This window comes from Amycolatopsis sp. NPDC039088, from assembly GCF_055598845.1.
This window is the reverse complement of record NZ_JBVKAE010000013.1, coordinates 17,804-33,919: the sequence shown is the minus strand read 5'-3', so window position 1 is coordinate 33,919 and position 16,116 is coordinate 17,804. Positions and strand designations below refer to the sequence as shown.

Annotated in this window: 11 protein-coding genes and 1 pseudogene; 6 read left to right on the top strand and 6 right to left on the bottom strand. The window is 68.0% G+C overall.

The window, feature by feature from the left end:
• Positions 1-54 precede the first annotated feature (54 nt).
• Positions 55-1,119, bottom strand: coding sequence for an aldo/keto reductase (locus tag ACZ7KI_RS18365; protein ID WP_470274317.1), 1,065 nt, complete (start codon positions 1,117-1,119; stop codon positions 55-57).
• A gap of 117 nt (positions 1,120-1,236) precedes the next feature.
• Here ACZ7KI_RS18365 and ACZ7KI_RS18360 point away from each other — a divergent pair, with 117 nt between their 5' ends.
• On the top strand, positions 1,237-2,070 hold the full coding sequence (locus ACZ7KI_RS18360; RefSeq protein WP_470274316.1) for a helix-turn-helix domain-containing protein: 834 nt from the start codon (positions 1,237-1,239) through the stop codon (positions 2,068-2,070).
• A gap of 155 nt (positions 2,071-2,225) precedes the next feature.
• Positions 2,226-3,227, top strand: coding sequence for a zinc-binding dehydrogenase (locus tag ACZ7KI_RS18355; RefSeq protein WP_470274315.1), 1,002 nt, complete (start codon positions 2,226-2,228; stop codon positions 3,225-3,227).
• An 82-nt stretch (positions 3,228-3,309) separates the two neighbouring features.
• On the opposite strand, the gene ACZ7KI_RS18350 is transcribed toward ACZ7KI_RS18355, so the two are convergent.
• Both ACZ7KI_RS18350 and ACZ7KI_RS18345 read right to left on the bottom strand, forming a co-directional pair.
• Positions 3,310-3,930, bottom strand: a complete 621-nt coding sequence (locus ACZ7KI_RS18350; RefSeq protein WP_470274314.1) for a hypothetical protein — start codon at positions 3,928-3,930, stop codon at positions 3,310-3,312.
• Positions 3,931-4,103: 173 nt separating this feature from the next.
• The gene (locus ACZ7KI_RS18345; RefSeq protein ID WP_470274313.1) at positions 4,104-4,871 is read right to left on the bottom strand and encodes a dioxygenase family protein; all 768 of its coding nucleotides are present in this window, start codon (positions 4,869-4,871) and stop codon (positions 4,104-4,106) included.
• Positions 4,872-5,368: 497 nt separating this feature from the next.
• Here ACZ7KI_RS18345 and ACZ7KI_RS18340 point away from each other — a divergent pair, with 497 nt between their 5' ends.
• Positions 5,369-8,041: an RICIN domain-containing protein gene (locus tag ACZ7KI_RS18340; RefSeq protein WP_470274312.1), complete on the top strand. Its 2,673-nt coding sequence runs from the start codon at positions 5,369-5,371 to the stop codon at positions 8,039-8,041.
• 144 nt (positions 8,042-8,185) lie between these two features.
• A complete protein-coding gene (locus ACZ7KI_RS18335) occupies positions 8,186-9,427 on the top strand; it encodes a cytochrome P450 family protein (RefSeq protein WP_470274311.1) in 1,242 nt (413 codons plus the stop codon).
• Positions 9,428-9,449: 22 nt separating this feature from the next.
• Here ACZ7KI_RS18335 and ACZ7KI_RS18330 read toward each other — a convergent pair whose 3' ends face one another.
• Positions 9,450-10,616 (bottom strand): citrate synthase, encoded by a 1,167-nt coding sequence (locus tag ACZ7KI_RS18330; protein ID WP_470274310.1) that lies wholly within the window; start codon positions 10,614-10,616, stop codon positions 9,450-9,452.
• 174 nt (positions 10,617-10,790) lie between these two features.
• Between ACZ7KI_RS18330 and ACZ7KI_RS18325 the strand changes: the two are divergent.
• Together ACZ7KI_RS18325 and ACZ7KI_RS18320 are read left to right on the top strand one after the other, a co-directional pair.
• Positions 10,791-11,965, top strand: a pseudogene (locus tag ACZ7KI_RS18325) (MFS transporter).
• Complete coding sequence (locus tag ACZ7KI_RS18320; RefSeq protein WP_470274309.1) at positions 11,955-12,293, top strand: hypothetical protein; 339 nt, start codon at positions 11,955-11,957, stop codon at positions 12,291-12,293. The pseudogene ACZ7KI_RS18325 and the gene ACZ7KI_RS18320 overlap by 11 nt, the downstream one beginning before the upstream one ends.
• Before the next feature lie 17 nt (positions 12,294-12,310).
• Here ACZ7KI_RS18320 and ACZ7KI_RS18315 read toward each other — a convergent pair whose 3' ends face one another.
• Positions 12,311-13,666 (bottom strand): extracellular catalytic domain type 1 short-chain-length polyhydroxyalkanoate depolymerase, encoded by a 1,356-nt coding sequence (locus ACZ7KI_RS18315; protein WP_470274308.1) that lies wholly within the window; start codon positions 13,664-13,666, stop codon positions 12,311-12,313.
• A gap of 42 nt (positions 13,667-13,708) precedes the next feature.
• A complete protein-coding gene (locus ACZ7KI_RS18310) occupies positions 13,709-16,108 on the bottom strand; it encodes a ricin-type beta-trefoil lectin domain protein (RefSeq protein WP_470274307.1) in 2,400 nt (799 codons plus the stop codon).
• Positions 16,109-16,116 lie beyond the last annotated feature (8 nt).

Genomic DNA, 16,116 nt, shown 5'->3' with positions numbered 1-16,116 from the left:
ATGGACCGGCCGGGCACCGCTTGGGCCATCGTGCCTTGGCGCTCGGCCGGGTCGTCAGCGGTGGGTTTCGATCTTCAGGTCACCTGCGGTCACCGCGCGGCTGTGGTCACTTGCGAGCAGGTCGTGCGGGTAGCCAAGGTCGATCGCACTGACCTTGTCGAGCCGGGCAAGCTGATCGCCGGTGAAGTCGACCTCGAGGGCGCCCAGATTGTCCTCCAGCTGCTCGGGGGTGCGAGCGCCGATGACGGGTGCCGTCACACCTGGCGTCCGCAGGGTCCAGGCCAGTGCGATCTGGGCTGGCGTGTGTCCCATTTCCGCGGCGATCTCCCGCACGACGTCGGCGATGGCGATGGTGCGTTCGGTGACCATACCCAAGGCGGCGTTGAAGCTCTTGCGGTTGCTTCCACGGGAGTCAGTGCTCGTCACGGTCAGGTCGGCGCGGTCGTACTTGCCGGAAAGGACGCCGCCACCCAGCGGTGAGTACGGGGTCACTCCCAGCCCCATCGCCCGTGCCATCGGGATCAGGTCACGTTCTCCGGCCCGGTTGATGAGGCTGTATTCGATCTGCAGCGCGACCAGCGGCGACCAGCCACGCAGGTCGGCGATCGCCTGCATGCGCGAGATCTCCCAGGCCGGGACGTTGGACATCGCCACGTACAGGACCTTGCCGTGGCGGACCAGATCGTCCATGCCGCGCAGGATCTCCTCGACCGGCGTCGTGAAGTCCCACACGTGCAGGAAGAGCAGATCGAGGTAGTCCGTGTTCAGCTGCCGCAGGCTGGCTTCCACCGACGCGAACAGGCTCTTGCGGTGCGCGCCCCCGGAGTTCGGGTCGCCGGGCCGGCGCAACGTCGTGTACTTCGTCGCCAGCACCAGGCTCTCCCGGTTGTCGCGGGTGAATTCGCCCAAGAGACGCTCGGAACTGCCATTGGTGTAGGTGGCGGCGGTGTCGATGAAGTTGCCGCCGCGCTCGACGTAGGTATCGAACAGCTTGCGCGCCTCGTCCCGCTCTGCGCCCCAGCCCCACTCGGTCCCGAAGGTCGCCGTGCCCAACGCCAGCGGTGAGACCCGCAGCCCGGAGCGGCCCAGCAGCCGGTAGGTGTCCAGGGTGAGCGACATGGTGTCCTCCTGCGCTTGTGATCCGTTGTCGAGAACAAGCCTGCGACCACCGCGAGCCGGGGGTAAGGGAACGAAGTTCCTGGGAACACCAGTCCTACCCTGACTGTTAAACCGGGCATGACGACCCGCACCGCGGACACGACCCAGGAGCTGGCCGCGTTCCTGCGGACCCGGCGCGAACGCCTCGACCCGCAAGATTTCGGCCTGCCGACGCGTCGGCAGGCGCGGCGAACCCCGGGATTGCGCCGCGAAGAGGTCGCCGAACTGGCCGGGATCAGCGTCGACTACATAGTGCGGCTGGAACAGGCCCGAGGGCTGCGGCCCTCATCGGACGTGGTGGAGGCACTGTCCCGGGCATTGCGCCTGACCCCGGACGAACGCGCCTATTTCTTCGACCTGGCCCAGCAGCGCCCCCGCAACGCCGCCAAGCCCGCCACCACTGCGGCACAGCCACTGACCCGGCTGATCGCCGACCTGTCGCCGCTGCCGGCCATGCTGATGAACCACCGCTACGACATCCTGGCGTGGAACGGCGAAATGGCGAGACTACTCCTGGATTTCGACACCTTGCCGCCATCGCGGCGCAATGCGATCTGGCTGTGCCTGCTGTATCCGGAGATGCGTGAGTTCTACGTCGACCGCGAACGGGTCGTGCGGGAGGGGGTCGTTCACCTGCGCGCCGCATGGGCCGCATATCCGGAGGACCAGGCGTTGACCGACCTCATCGCCGAATGCATCACCAGTGACGAGGAATTCGCGCGATTGTGGGCCGAGCGAGACGTCAAGGTCAACGGCCGCGGCCGCAAGGTGATGCGGCACCCGGAAGCCGGTGAGATCGCAGTGCATTTCGAAACGCTTACGCCACTTCAAGATCCGGACCAGCTGGTGGTGATCTACCGCGCCGCCGACGAGGAGAGCAAGTCGGCGTTGGACCGGTTGTCCGCCCGATGATGTCGCCTCGTCCAGCTGCTGCTTCTCGCCACGATCGTCGGCACCCGGCAGACCGCGATGCTCATCGAGGCAACCGGGGCGAGCCGGGAATAAACCCGCGGTGACCCCAGGTTGAGACGGCCGTTGGACGTTCCTACCCTGGAAGAGGCAAGTTCATGATGTCCTCGCCGAGCACCATGCGCGCCGTCCGGCTCTCCGCCCCCGGCCCCGTGGACAACCTGCGGCTGACCACTCTCCCGCTCCCGCCCGAGCGGGACGGCTGGGTGCGCATCCGCGTCGAGGCGTTCGGTGTCAACCGCTCGGAGCTGAAGCTCCGGCTGGGGCTGGGCGAGGGCGTCAGCTTTCCCAGGGTGCCGGGTATCGAGGCCGCCGGTACCGTCGACGCGGCCTTCGACGGCAGCGGGCTGGCTCTCGGCCAGCGGGTCGTGGCGATGATGGGGAACATGGGGCGCACCTACGACGGCGGCTATGCCGAGTACACCTCGGTGCCGCTGTCGCAGGTCATTCCCGTCGACACCGATCTGCCATGGGAGATACTGGGCGCCCTGCCGGAGATGGTCCAGACCGCCTACGGCTCGCTCACCGTCGGTCTGGACCTCAAGCCCGGTCAGACCGTCCTCATCCGCGGCGGAACCTCCTCGGTAGGCCTGGCCGCCGCCGCGCTCGCCGCATGGCGCGGCGCTACGGTGCTGTCCACCACCCGGCGGCCCGAACGTCTCGCACTGCTGAAGGAGCACGGCGTCCACCACCCCCTGCTCGACGCAGGAGAGGTCGCGCCGGCCGTGCGCGAGCTGTACCCAGAGGGCGTCGACGCCGCCCTTGATCTCGTCGGCACGCCGACCCTGCCCGACACTCTGCGCGCGGTGCGTGTGCACGGCACGGGTTGCTTCGGCGGCAGCCTGTCCAACCAGTGGACGGTGCGGGAGTTCTCCCCGAACGAGTACCTGCCGAAGGGTGTGCGCCTGGCGGGCTACTTCGGCGACGCCACCGACCTGCCTCGAGAGGCCTTCCAGGAGATCCTCGACGCGATCGCGGCCGGTGACCTGGCGTTCCCCGTGGACCGCGTCTACGACGGCCTCGAGCAAGTGTCGCAAGCCCACGACGACATGGAGCACGACCGCGCCACCGGCAAGCTCGTCGTCCGCGTCCGGCACTGAGGCAACCGCCCTTCAGCCCACGAACCTCACCACTCGGGCCGTAGTCGAATGTCGGCCAAGGTGACGAACCACCACCGGAGCACTAGGCCAGTTCGTTGACCGTTTTGCCGTCCCCGTCCAGGATCTTGATGGTCGGCCGGTCGTTCTCGTCGACCTGGAGCACGATTCGCGGCCGCCCTTGGGAATCGCACAACGCCAGCTGCGCGCCGAAGTTGGTGTGGCAGCCGAAGGCCGCGCGCGGCGTGGCACGGACGCCAGGCCCCGCATCGGGATCCGGAATGCCGTTGATGGTCAGGCCCGCGCCACCCACGCCGTCCCTCGCGGCGAGGCTGAGACTGATCCCGTCCACCGCGTGCGGATAGTCGAAGGCGATGTGGCCGCCGTTGGGATGGACGAGCAGACCGCCCTTTTCGTCACCGGTCTCGTCGTTGAAGATCAGGTAGGAGCCGTTCTCCGGTCCGGAGCGCCGCTCGGGCGGGTAGGTCTGGCCGTCGATGATCAGCGGCGGCTTACGACTGTCGAGCAGGAACCGCTGCCGTCCTCGTTTGTCCACCACGGTGAACGACGGGCTCACCTGATGCTTGGCGTCCACCGCGGAGTCCACAGTGGACTCCGTCGCGGCCGCGGTGCCGCCTGCCAGTAACGCGCCGCCGGCGGTCGCGGCCAGCCCGAAGGCCGCCCGTCGCCCGAGATCCCCTGTCATCGCCCAGTCCCCTCTAGTCGGTTCCCGGACGCTAGCAAAGATCATCGCGCGATGTGACAGATAGCCAACATCTGTCACTCGCATGGCCTAGCCTGGGTCGCACGATGCCGGAGGCAGGCTCGCTCGGCCGCGGCGGATCTGTCCGGTCCACCGCGGCCGAGAGTGGACACGGCCTAGTCGGGCCTGCCGACCTGGGTGTTCGACAGGTCGAGACCGATTGCGAAGTCCGCCGTGTAGCCGTTCCCGGCCTGCAGCGGACGCAGCAGCATTTGGGAGCCGCCGTTGCGATAGATCGAGTCCCGGTTGTTGGTCGTGTCGGCCGGACCTTTCCTCCGGTACGGTTCGGTCCGCAGATAGGCCGCGCCGAACTCGGGCGTGAAGTAAAGCTGCGAGGTGAACTCGTACGGCCTGCCGTTCGTTCCGACGGTGCGTATCTTGACGTGGATATGCAGCGTGCGTCCCGAATACCAGCCCGGCAGAATGGTGGTGAACCGGGCTGCCCCGGATTGGTCGGTGTTCTGGTAACCGCGCAGGAAACGGCGGCCGGAACTTCCCTGAGACGGAATGTCGGAGTACAGCCCGAACGCGTCGCACTGCCAGAGGTCGATCATCGCTCCCGGCAGTGGCGTGCACTGCTGCTGCCGGATTTGCTGAACAGTGAAATTGATGCCCAGCGCGGTACCGGGAACCAGTTGCCCGGTGGCGGGCTCACTGCGGATATCGGAGCGGTTGAGCCGCTCGTCGACGAAGTACGGGCCCTCCATTTGCTCTGGCTTGACCACACAATCCAGCGCGCACACCTCGGGCGCGCCTGCGGTGGAGGGGGTCGCGCTCGCCGTGGCGGAGCCGGCGACGGCGAGTGTCGCACCGGCGGCGCCGAGCAGAATCAACGCCTGCCGCCTGCCGAGCACCCGGCCTACCGGCTCATCATCGTCATGCATGGGTTTCCTTTTCGCCAATTGACGGGAACAGGGAACTGAGCGCAACAAGGGCTTTTCCCACAGGTGCCGCGCGCATCCGATCGTCCGCCACGACTCGTCCCGCTGTCGAGACGGTTCACTCTCGCGCATCATACTTCGAAGTGAGCACCATCCATTGATGGACCAAATTCTCGAACCCCGTTACGGCATTTCGCCTACGACTACCGGGCGTACCCAGCCCAGACAGGTAGCCGCTGTGGACCTCGGGGCACCCCAGTTGCGGCCTGAAAGTTTCACGGGATCGCGCTCTTCTTTCACCACAAGCCATAGACATGTTTGACACCACGAGTCGGCCCTGCTTATCGTCCGTTCGAACCGGTTCGACAGGATTGCTTACCGACCGATGTCCTGCTCCGCGGGCATGGAGCCGGCAGATGAGTCCATAGTGGATTTCTCCACCATGGCGTCCCCAGCAGGTGTATCCCCGTAGACGCGACACCCGCGAAAGGGGTTTCTTGATGCGTCAGAACAGCCCTCGCACGCTATCCCAGCGCTTCGCCCGTTTGGCGCTGGCCGTCGCCACACTCCTCGCGATCATCGACACGGTACAACCCGCCGCCGCAGGACAGCCGGCCGTCGCAACACAGCCGGCACCCGCGGCCGCAGCTGCCGGCGCCGCCGCGATCGCCTCGGTCGACCTGGCCGGGACGTGGAGTTTCACACCGACGGGGCGGGCGCCGACCTCGATCACCGTGCCCGGCGGCGGCTGGTACAAGCAGGGCTTCACCGACGTGAACGAGGCGGTGTACTCGCGCACCATCACCGTGCCCGACTCGGGTCAGCCGCAGTCGGCGTGGATCGAGTTCGGGGCGGTCAATCACCAGGCGACGCTGTCGGTCGACGGCCGGGTGGTGGCGACGCAGACCACGGCGTTCACGCCGTCGAATTTCGACATCACCGCCTACGCGGCCCCCGGTAGCACCCACACGATCAGCGTCAATGTGAAGGGCCGCGGCGCGTTGAAGGCATCCAACGGCCGGTACCTGGTGCCCGACGCCGCCGACTGGTCCGAGGCGGTCCCCCAGGGGATCTTCCGGTCCGCGTTCCTGCGGACGTACCCGGCGGTGTACGTCAGCGACACATTCGTGCGTACGTCGGTGGCGAACAAGACGTTGAGCTACGACGTGTCGGTGCGTAACACGTCGGGTAGTTCCCGGTCGGTGACGTTGACCGGGTCTCTGTCGTCCAACAACGGAACGGCTTTCAGCTACCCGGAACTGCCCAGCCGTACGGTCACCGTGGCGGCCCACTCGACCGTGACCGTGACCGTCGGGCCGGTCGCGTGGAACCTCGACAGCACCTCGTACTGGTGGCCCAACGTGCCGTACCGGTCGGGGTACCGGGCACAGCTGCACCGGCTGGCGGTGCGTGCCGTCGCCGATGACGGGCACACCAGCGACGCCACGTACCGGTTCGGGTTCCGGGAGGCCACCCAGAACGGTGACTACTACTACCTCAACGGCGTGCGCGTGAACTTCCGCGGCGACAACCTCCAGGGTGCCGACTACGACCGGATCAACAACGGCGGCAAGGGCGACGCTTATGACACCCTGCCCGGCTTCCTGCCCCCGTCGCCCGGCAACGGCGGCTGGCCGCAGGCGGTCGACAACTACCAGCGGCTCAACTACAACGTGGTCCGCATCCACCAGGAGCCCGCGAGCCCGTACATGTTGGATGTCGCCGACGAGATGGGCCTGATGATCATCGGCGAGACCGCGATTCGCGGCTCCTCCGGCAAGCAGGACTGGATCGCCGGGCACGACAACATGGTCGGCCACGCCCGTGCGCTGGTCCTGCGCGACCGCAACCACCCCGCGGTCATCCGCTGGAGTCAGGTCAACGAGCCGAACCAGAGCGGCCAGGATTCCGAACAGTTCGAGAAGGACCTGTACGCGGCGATCAACGGCAACGATGGCACCCGGCCGGTCATCGCCGAGGTGGGCGTCGACGGGAATCTCAACGGGTATCCCGGGATGACGTACGCCAACTTCGCGGTGATCCCGCACTACGTCGACGGCTTCGGCAGGTACGGGGATGGCCTGAAAACCGTGAATGGGCGGCCCGACGGCGAGGGCGAGTACATCTGGCCGGCATGCAACAACAAGCAGGGCTTCGAGTGGTTCGCCACGGCGACCCTGGCCAAGCGCGGCAAGAACGCCACCGACCTGCGTCCGTACACGCTGCTGTCCGCCTGGGCCAGCGTCGTGCCCGGAGTGCGCACCGGCGACTTCACCCCGGAGGAGGGCGGTCGCCCTGTCTACGGCGCGGACAATCTCCCGGACCCCTGGAGCAACCCGCAGATCCAGCGCGTGCAGGCGGCGTTCAACCCGGTGGCCGCGGTCGACCTCCCCTATTGGTCGGCCTCCGGCGTCTCGGACGCGAACGGCACCTTCCCGCTGCCGCAGGCCGTGCCCACCTACGCCCGGAACGCCACGGTCACCCGCAACATCACCGTCTTCAACGACGACTTCGCCGACACTTCGGTGGGCTTCACCTGGACGGCGCGGCTCGACGCGCCGGACGGCGCGGTCGTCGCGTCCGGAAGCACGACCCTGACCGTCCCGCTCGGCTCGCGGGTCACCCAGCCGGTGTCCTTCACCACCCCGGCCACCGGCAACCGCGTGTACCTGCAACTGTCGACCACGAAGTCCGGTAGCCCCGTCTTCACCGACGCGGTGGAGTACTTCAACCTCGCCGGAAGCGGCGGAGACGGACCCGCGCCGGGCAACTACCGCATCGTCAACCGCAACAGCGGCAAGCCGCTCGCCGTCGCGGGCAACTCCACCGCGGACGGTGCCAAGGTGGTCCAGCAGAGCGGCACCGCCACCTGGACCATCGCCACGACCTCCGACGGCTCCTACACCCTCCGGTACGTCGCGAGCGGAAAGGTGCTCGACGTCAACGCCAACAGCAGCACGGCCGGGCTGCAACTGCAGCAATGGACGGCCAACGGCGGCACCAACCAGATGTGGTACCTGCGGCCCACCGGCAACGGCTACTACACCATCGTCGGCCACGACAGCGGATTAGTGGCGGACGTCAGCGGTGCGGCGACGAGCGACGGGGCGCAGGTCGTGCAGTGGGCCGCCAATGGCGGGGCCAACCAGCAGTGGCAACTGAACCGGGTCTGACCGAGCACTTTGTCTCCGCTCCCATCGGTACGGGCCGTCAGACCACCGCGGTGCCCGGCTCGTCACCGGTTGGCCGGTATCCGGGCGGCGGTCTTTGCTGACAGGCTGGGATCACTGCCATCCCCGCCGAAAGGATGACCTCCGGTGACGCGTCCGCTGGTGCTGGACCCGAACGGCCACGACATCCACGCAGAGAACGAACGGCTGCGCGAGCGCGGCCCGCTCACCCAGGCGGAACTGCCAGGCGGTGTCGTGGCCTGGTCGGTGACGAGCTACGAAGTGCTGCGCGGTCTGCTCAACGATCCGCGGGTGTCGAAGGACGCCCGGCGACATTGGCCGGCGTTCGCCGACATCAGCGCGGATTGGCCGTTACTGGTATGGGTTTCCGTGCGGAACATGTTCACCGCTTACGGCGCCGACCACCGACGGCTGCGCTCGCTGGTCGCGCAGGCGTTCACCGCGCGCCGGATCGCGATGCTGCGGCCCTGGATCACCGCGATCGTCTCCGACCTGCTGGAGAAGCTCGCGGCCGAACCCGCGGGGAAACCCGTCGACCTGCGGGAAAGTTTCGCCTATCCGGTGCCCATCGAGGTGATCTGCCAGCTGTTCGGCGTTCCGGACTCGGCCCGCGGCAGGCTGCGCGAGTCCGTCGACGTCTTCTTCCAGACCTCGGCGAGCCAGGCGGCGATGCTGGCCGCGTACCAGGACATCCACTCGATCTTCACCGACCTCGTCGCCGCCAAGCGCGCGAACCCCGGCGAAGACCTCACCACCGCGCTCATCGCCGCGCAGACCCAGGACGACGGCGCCCGGCTGGACGAGACCGAACTGATCGACACCCTGATCCTGTTCATCTCGGCCGGTCACGAAACCACCGTGAACCTTCTCGACCAGGCCATCACCGCACTGCTCACCCATCCGGAGCAACTCGCCGAGCTCCGCGCCGGCCGGGCGTCCTGGCCGGACGCGATCGAGGAGACGCTGCGCTGGCAGGCACCGGTGGCGCACCTGCCGCTGCGCTACGCCGTCGACGACATCCACGTCGCCGATGTGGTCATCCGGAAAGGTGAGGCGATCCTGGCGGGCTACGCCGCCGCAGGCCGGGACCCGGCGCTGCACGGGAAGGACGCCGACGCGTTCGACATCACTCGCGGCGACAAATCGCATGTCGCGTTCGGCCACGGAGTACACCACTGTCTCGGCGCCCCGCTGGCGCGGATGGAGGCGGCGATCGCGCTGCCTGCCCTGTTCGAACGCTTCCCGGACCTGACACTCGCGACCTCCCCCGCGGAACTGCGGCATCTGGAGTCCTTTATTTCCAACGGACACCGGGTGCTGCCGGTCTTGCTGCACGGCCGGCGCGAAGACACCTCCCCGAAGCCCTGATTCTCCGGAGACAGACCGGCCGTCAGCTCCCCGTGTAGAACCCCTGAGGGCGGAATCGGTTCGGTCGCTCGCGGTACTCCTCCAGCGCGTGCGCCAGCCACCCCGCGGTCCGCCCGATCGCGCCGATCGTCTCGCCCGCACCCGGCACCATGTCGTAGGCCTCGGCGAGCACCGCGAGCGCGAGGTCGACGTTCGGCCGCATGCCCGGCCGCGCGACCATCAGGTCCTCCACTATGGACCGGATCGGGCCTGGGACGTGGACCAGTTCGAGCAGCTTCGCCGCGCGCGGGTCACCCTCGGGATAGCGAGGTTCCCCGAACCCCGGCACGCGCCCTGTGTCGTGGACGCGGTCGGCGACGGCGACCATCGGATCGGCCAAGTCGGCCGCCGAACGCAGAAAGCGGCGCACCGCTTCCGCGGCCGCGCCGTGCGCCGGGCCATCCATGGCACCCAGCCCGGTGGCGACCACCGCATAGGGATGCGCCCGGGTGGACGCGGCCGTGCGGACAGCCATCGTCGATGCCGCGAGATCGTGGTCGGCCAGCAGGACCAGAGCGGCGCCGAGCGCACGGATCCCGTCCTCGTCCGGCTCTTTCGTGGTCAGCGCCGACCACAGGCGCACTCCGAGCGGGTCGGTCGGGCCGGCGTTCCCGGACGAGGGCAGGGCGTCCACCATCACCGCGAGCAGGGCACGTCCGGTGGCCACCACGATCGCCGGATCCACGTCGTAGCGCAGCGGATCCGCCGTGGCGGCCGCTCCGACGATCACCGGCAGCAGGTCCACCGGTCGCGCTCGCCCCACGAGAGGCCGGATCACCGCGCACGCGAGTTCGCGCACGGACGCGGACGCCACGAATGCCGCTTCTTCGTCCAGCACGCCTGTCCACAGCAGATTCGCGACGGCCTCGAACGTGTTCGTACCCGCGAGTTCCGTGGCATTCCAACCCCGGTAGTACAGCGCGCCGTCGCGGATGGCGGTGAGCGACGTCTCGATCCGAGCGGATTCCGGTGTCCCCCGGCGGTTCCTCGCCGCCAGGCGCCGGACTTCCTCGGCGTCGAACCGGCTCGTCCGCCCGTCGGCGGCCCGTGTCCTGCTCAGCAGCCCGCGGCTCACGTAGGCGTACACCGTGTTCGCCTTCACCCCGAGCAGACGGGCGGCCTGGGCCGTGGTGAACGTCCGATCGGTCATGTCGCCAGCATCTCACATTGATTCAATCAAGATTGACGATCTTGATCGTAGCGGCGATGCTCGGCGGGCCGAACCGAGTCGACTGGGGGCGTGGTGTCCGAGAGCCGTATCGCCTGGCGCGGGCTGCCGCCGCTGGCCGTGCCCGCATACCGGAAGCTGTGGATCATCTCGGCGATGTCCAACTTCGGCACGTGGATGCACAACACCGCGGCGGCCGCGCAGCTCGCGCTCCTTTCACCGTCGCCGCTGGTCAACGCGCTCCTCCTGGCGGCGGCCACCCTCCCGGCCGTGATCCTTCGTTCCCGGCGGGTGTGCTGGCCGACCGGATCGGCCGCGGCACGGTCCTGTTCTGGGCCAACGTGACCAGTGCCCTCGTGGCGGCCCTCTTCGCCGCGCTCGGGTTGTGCGGCGGCCTCACTCCGATCGTGATCCTCGTGTTGACCTTCGCGCTCAACGCGGGCTGGGCGGCCGCCTACCCGGCGTGGAACGCGGAAGTCTCCTCGGTACTACCGGCGGATCTGGTGAAGGACGGCTCGGCGCTGAACAGCCTGTCGTTCAACCTCGCCCGGACGCTCGGCCCGGCGGCGGGCGGGTTCGCCTTCGGCGCGGTCGGCGGATTCCCGGTCTACCTCGCCAACGCGCTGTCCTTCGCCGGTTTCGTACTGTGCTTCCGGAAGACCCGGACGATCGCGGCGTCGAACGTCACGGGCTCATGGCGGGATTCACTGCGGGAAACCACGGCATTCCTCCGGACCACGCCGCGATACCGCGAACTGCTTGTCCGCGCGGCGGCATTCTTCTCGCTGGCTCAAGCGATGTCGGCGCTCGTCCCCGTGTACGTCCTGACAGTCCGGCACCTTTCCGTCGCCGACCTCGGGTTCGTGTTGGCCGCGTTCGGGATCGGCGCGGTCTGCTCGGCCGTGGCCTACCCGAACCTGCGCCCTTACGTCCCCGAGCAGATGCTGCGGTCCGCATGCGCACTGTTCGCCGCGCTCGCGCTCGCCGCACTCCCCTTGCTCGGCTCGGTGACGGCGTTGTTCGCGACCGGCCTGGTGTTCGGCGCGGCGCAGGCGTCGATGGTCACGGTCAACAACGGCTTCCTGCAGGCGACGGTGGCCCTTTCCCTGCGGTCGCGGGCAGTGGCGCTGTACATCGTCGTGCTCTATGGCTCCCAGACGATCGGTGCGGTCACCGCGGGCGCTCTTTCCACGTGGTGGGGCGTCGGGCCGACCGCATGGACGATCGCGGCGCTGCTCGCCGCTTGCGCACTGCCGAGCGGGTCGAACGGTGGATCTCGGCGCAAGTGGAGGAAAACGCTCAATGAGGAGGGTAGCTGCCATGGAGAGTGAACTTCGGGTCAGTGTCGAGAATGTCGAGCCAGAGCTGGGCGGGGTGGTCGTATGCGTTGTCCGATGCCTGGGCGGGCCGGTGTCCGTGGGGGATGTTTTCGAGCTGGCGACCATGGAACATGACGCGGAAGCGTCGGTCGATCTTCGAGTCACGAGCATCCGGCGCTACGACCGCGCGGTCGACTCGCTTGAGCCCCCGCACACCGCGAAACTCGAGTTGAAGGGCCAAGGGGTGTTTCTGCTTGCCCGGGCTCTGGAGCTTCGTGGAGCGGTGAAGGGCTATTATAGAACCCGCCCTGGTGATCCACCGCAAAGGCGACCCGGCTGACCGTGCCGGCGGCCACCTCAGGCGCGGCTCCAGCGCTGCTGGGTGCTGCCGTCACAGCCCCAGAGGATCACTATGGTGCCATTGGCCGTCCCGCCGCCGGAGGCGGCCACGCACAGTCCTGAGTGGACATTGACGATCGTTCCGTCCGCGCCGAGCGTCCACTGCTGGGAATCCGCGCCGGTGCAGTCACCGATGACGGCTTTCGTACCGGGCATGGTCCCTCCGGCCTCGGCGCCGAGGCATTTGGTCCCGTACACCCGCAGTTGTTTGCCGGAAGTGACCGTCCACTGCTGGTTGGCCCCGCCATTGCAGTCCCACAACGCCACCTGCGTGCCGTTCGCCTGTGAGAGGTTCGGCACGTCCAGGCATCGGCCGGCGGCCACCGCGCGCACGGGGCCGGTCGTCTCACCGCCACCCGCGCCGTCGAGGCCGAGGAAGGAGATCGCGTACGCGAGCATTCCGGCCTGTGGCAACGTGTGACCGGTGCCCGCGATGCTGACTCCCTCGACCGTCGCACGGGTACCGGTGTCGCCGTAGCGGGTCCGTGTCCAAGTCTGTTGTGGATGGTCGGTGAACGACGGGGTCTGGCTCAGCCCGCGAAGAGCCGTCCACTGTTTGATCTCTTCGCCGTAATTGGGATACGCCAGGGTGGTGTCCTGGTTCCCGTGCCACAGCTGCATTCTCGGGTAGCTGCCGGTGTAGCCGGGGTACATGGCACGCGCCAGATCACCCCACTGCTGCGCGGTCTTGATGACGTTCCCGCCGGCGCACTGGCTGTTCCACAGCGAACCGTTGGTCGTCGCGAAGCAGCCGGCGGGCACGCCGGAGAACGCCGCTCCGGCGGAGAACACGTCCGGGTATTCGGCGGCCAGCACGTTCGTCATCATGGCACCGGACGAGAAGCCGCTGACCACGATGCGGCCGGGGTCGACCGGATAGCGCTGCCGCGCCCAGGCCACCATCGACATGATGCCCGTGGAGTCACTGCCGCCGTTGCGGGTGAGCCCCGCTTTCGTGGAGACGTCGAAGCAGTGCCCGTCGCGGGTGGCCTCCGGCACGACCACGACGAAGCCGTACCGGTCGGCCGCGGTCGCGTAGTCGTGGCCGTTACCGTTGAAGATCGCCCCCGCCGAACCACCGCAGTAGTGGACCAGCACCAGCAACGCCGGCCGGGGGGCCATCGTGGCCGGCGCGTACAGGTACATGTTCAGGTTGGTGGGGTTGGCGCCGAAGGCACCGATCTTCGTCAACCCCGCGGCGACGGCCGGACGGGCCGTCAGCAGCGCCGTGCCCGCGACGAGTGGCAGCAGCATCACCAGCGCCAGCAGGAGCTTTACCAATGAGCAGGACTTGATCAACCGGGACAGTCTCATACATCACCTCGAAATCCGACGGTAAGCACGGCCGATCCCCGGTCAGCTCCGGGTCCATTTCTGTCGGTTCGCGCCGGTACAGGCCGCGAGTACCACCTGCGTTCCGTTCTCGGTGCCGCCCGCGTCGAGACACAGTTTCGAGCGGACCCCGGTGATCGTGCCGTCCGCGTTGACGGTCCACTGCTGGCCGTCCCCGCCGCCGCAGTCCCAGATCTGCACACGGGTGCCGGGGGCGGTGCCGCCCCCTTCCGTGTCGAGACATTTGGTGCCGTACACCTGCAACTGCTTGCCGGCGGTGAGCGTCCACCACTGGTTCGCTCCCCCGTTGCAGTCCCACACCACCGTGCGGGTGCCGTTCGCCTGCGACTGGCCGAAGACGTCCAGGCAGCGGCCGGAGCCGGTGTTGCGCAACGCCGACGACTGACCGCCCGAGGCCGAGGCGACACTGAAGTTGTCGAACTGCGCGGTCTCGCCCTGACTGGTCCCGAGCCCAGCCTGACCGGCCGTCCACGTCGTGTCGTTCACCGTGCCGACGACGGTGCCGTCGATGCTCGCGGTGATGGTGCCGCCGGAGAAGCCGAGCGCGAGGGTATGCCAGCGGTTGGTGCCCAGCGCGGTGGTCGTGCCGCTGCGCAACGTCGTGACCTGGCGGTTGGTGTTGTTCCGCAGGATCGACCACGCGCCGTTGTCACCTGCTCTGAAGTAGTAGGCGGCCAGCGCGCCCTGGTCGGTCGTCTTCTGCCCACCGGCGCGGCCGATCAGTTCGGCGTGCCCCGGTTTTTCCAGCAGTACGTCGGCCGAAACGGTGTAGTTGTTCCAGTTCACGTTGCCCAGCAACGCGTACGGAGCCGTCTCGGTCTTCCAGGGGATGGCCTTCTGCGGCGAGGCCTGGCGGACGCACCGGCCCGTGCGGCCGGCACCGCAGTCGACGACCTCGAACGCGCCTTCCATGTCCATCAGGTACTTGGCCTCTTTGCCGAGCGCGTAGCCGTCGAAGTCGTCGCTGTAGGGCAGGCCGAGCGAGCCGGGTGGCGGGCTGACGGCGGTGCCCTTTCCCTGGCCGGTCGTGGTCGTGAGGGTGTACAGGTGTCCCGGCTGGACGGTGAGCGAGTACCGGCCGCCCGACGGGGTGAGGTCCGCGCTGTGCACGAAGTGGTCGGCGGTGTTGTTGGAGTTCAGGTTGGTCGACCACACCCGCACCGGACCGGTGGACAGGCCGCCCGCGACGGTGAAGTCCAGCGTCTGGGCCGAGGTGGCGTCCATCGTCTCGATGATGGTGCTGTAGTCGGTGTTGTTCGGCGACTTCATCGAGACGAAGCTGCCGTTGGCCCGGTTCCCGCCGAGATAGCCGCTGGAGGTGTCGAGGTACTTCCAGCCGGGTGCGGTGAACTGCGCCGTATGCGCCAGCGCCCAGGTGTCCTTGCCGACCGAGTAGTTGCCGGACCACGGCTGGTTGGCCAGGATCAGGCCGACCGTCGGCCAGGGAATGTTCGGCGTGGTCGCGGCGATCAGGTCCCAGTTGAGGTAGGCGGTCATCTTCCCGTCGATGTAGACCCGGTTGATGCCGCGGGCCAGCGGTTTGGCGCCGTCGTTGTAGTCCTGCGAGCCGTTCTCGCTCGACCAGAGCACCTTGCCGGAGTTCGCGGCGTTCGCCGGTACCGGGCAGGAGGTCTGGGCGCTGAGGTAGCCGCACGTGTAGTGGGCGCTCAGCACGTCGGTCGTGTCGCGGTAGGCGGGGTTCGTCGCGAGCGGGCCAGCCGGTCCCCAGTCACCGGGCCACGAGTCGCCCACGATCACCTTGACACCGCTGTAGCCGTTGGCGTTCAACCCGTTGCGCAGGTCGACAGTCCACTGAGGACTCCACTGGTGCTCGTTCTGAGCCGCGGTGAGGTAGTCGATGGTCAGGTTGTGTTTCTTCGCGCAGCCCAGCCAGGTCAGCAGGTAGTCGATCATGTCCTTGGAGAGGAAGGTCCCGTTGCCGATCCAGCCTGGCGCTCCCCAGGGCAGGCCGACCAGCTTGATGCCGGGGTTGCGGGCCTTCGCCTGCTCGGCGATCCACCATTCGTAGCCGCGGTCGCAGTCGAGATCGCCGCGGAAGTGGGCGTGGCTCGGTTCGGCTCCGCTGGTGGAGTTGGTGTCGCCACCGATCTCCACCTTGAGGATCTGCAAAGCCGCGCCGTAGGAGGGTTTGAACAGGTAGTCCAGGATCTGACCGCGTTGCGGCTCGGGATAGTCGACCAGCAGGCGGCTGTTCCCACCGCCGCCGCTGACCGCCCCGACGCCGTCGAACGTGCGGCCACCCGACGCTCCGTTGATCGTGATCGAGGTGGCGGCCAGCGCCGGCGACGGGGCCGGGCTCATGACGCTCCCCGCGCACAGGGCCACGACGACGGCGGCCACCGCCGAGCCACGCCACCGGCGCGATCTCCTGATCCGGAACATGGTGATCT

Excerpts from the sequence above, each read along its gene's own strand:
- ACZ7KI_RS18310 (WP_470274307.1), bottom strand. The coding sequence starts at position 16,108 with ATGTTCCGGATCAGGAGATCGCGCCGGTGGCGTGGCTCGGCGGTGGCC.
- ACZ7KI_RS18330 (WP_470274310.1), bottom strand. The coding sequence starts at position 10,616 with ATGACCGATCGGACGTTCACCACGGCCCAGGCCGCCCGTCTGCTCGGG.
- ACZ7KI_RS18350 (WP_470274314.1), bottom strand. The coding sequence starts at position 3,930 with ATGACAGGGGATCTCGGGCGACGGGCGGCCTTCGGGCTGGCCGCGACC.
- ACZ7KI_RS18340 (WP_470274312.1), top strand. The coding sequence starts at position 5,369 with ATGCGTCAGAACAGCCCTCGCACGCTATCCCAGCGCTTCGCCCGTTTG.
- ACZ7KI_RS18315 (WP_470274308.1), bottom strand. The coding sequence starts at position 13,666 with ATGAGACTGTCCCGGTTGATCAAGTCCTGCTCATTGGTAAAGCTCCTG.
- ACZ7KI_RS18355 (WP_470274315.1), top strand. The coding sequence starts at position 2,226 with ATGATGTCCTCGCCGAGCACCATGCGCGCCGTCCGGCTCTCCGCCCCC.
- ACZ7KI_RS18360 (WP_470274316.1), top strand. The coding sequence starts at position 1,237 with ATGACGACCCGCACCGCGGACACGACCCAGGAGCTGGCCGCGTTCCTG.
- ACZ7KI_RS18320 (WP_470274309.1), top strand. The coding sequence starts at position 11,955 with ATGGAGAGTGAACTTCGGGTCAGTGTCGAGAATGTCGAGCCAGAGCTG.
- ACZ7KI_RS18345 (WP_470274313.1), bottom strand. The coding sequence starts at position 4,871 with ATGCATGACGATGATGAGCCGGTAGGCCGGGTGCTCGGCAGGCGGCAG.
- ACZ7KI_RS18365 (WP_470274317.1), bottom strand. The coding sequence starts at position 1,119 with ATGTCGCTCACCCTGGACACCTACCGGCTGCTGGGCCGCTCCGGGCTG.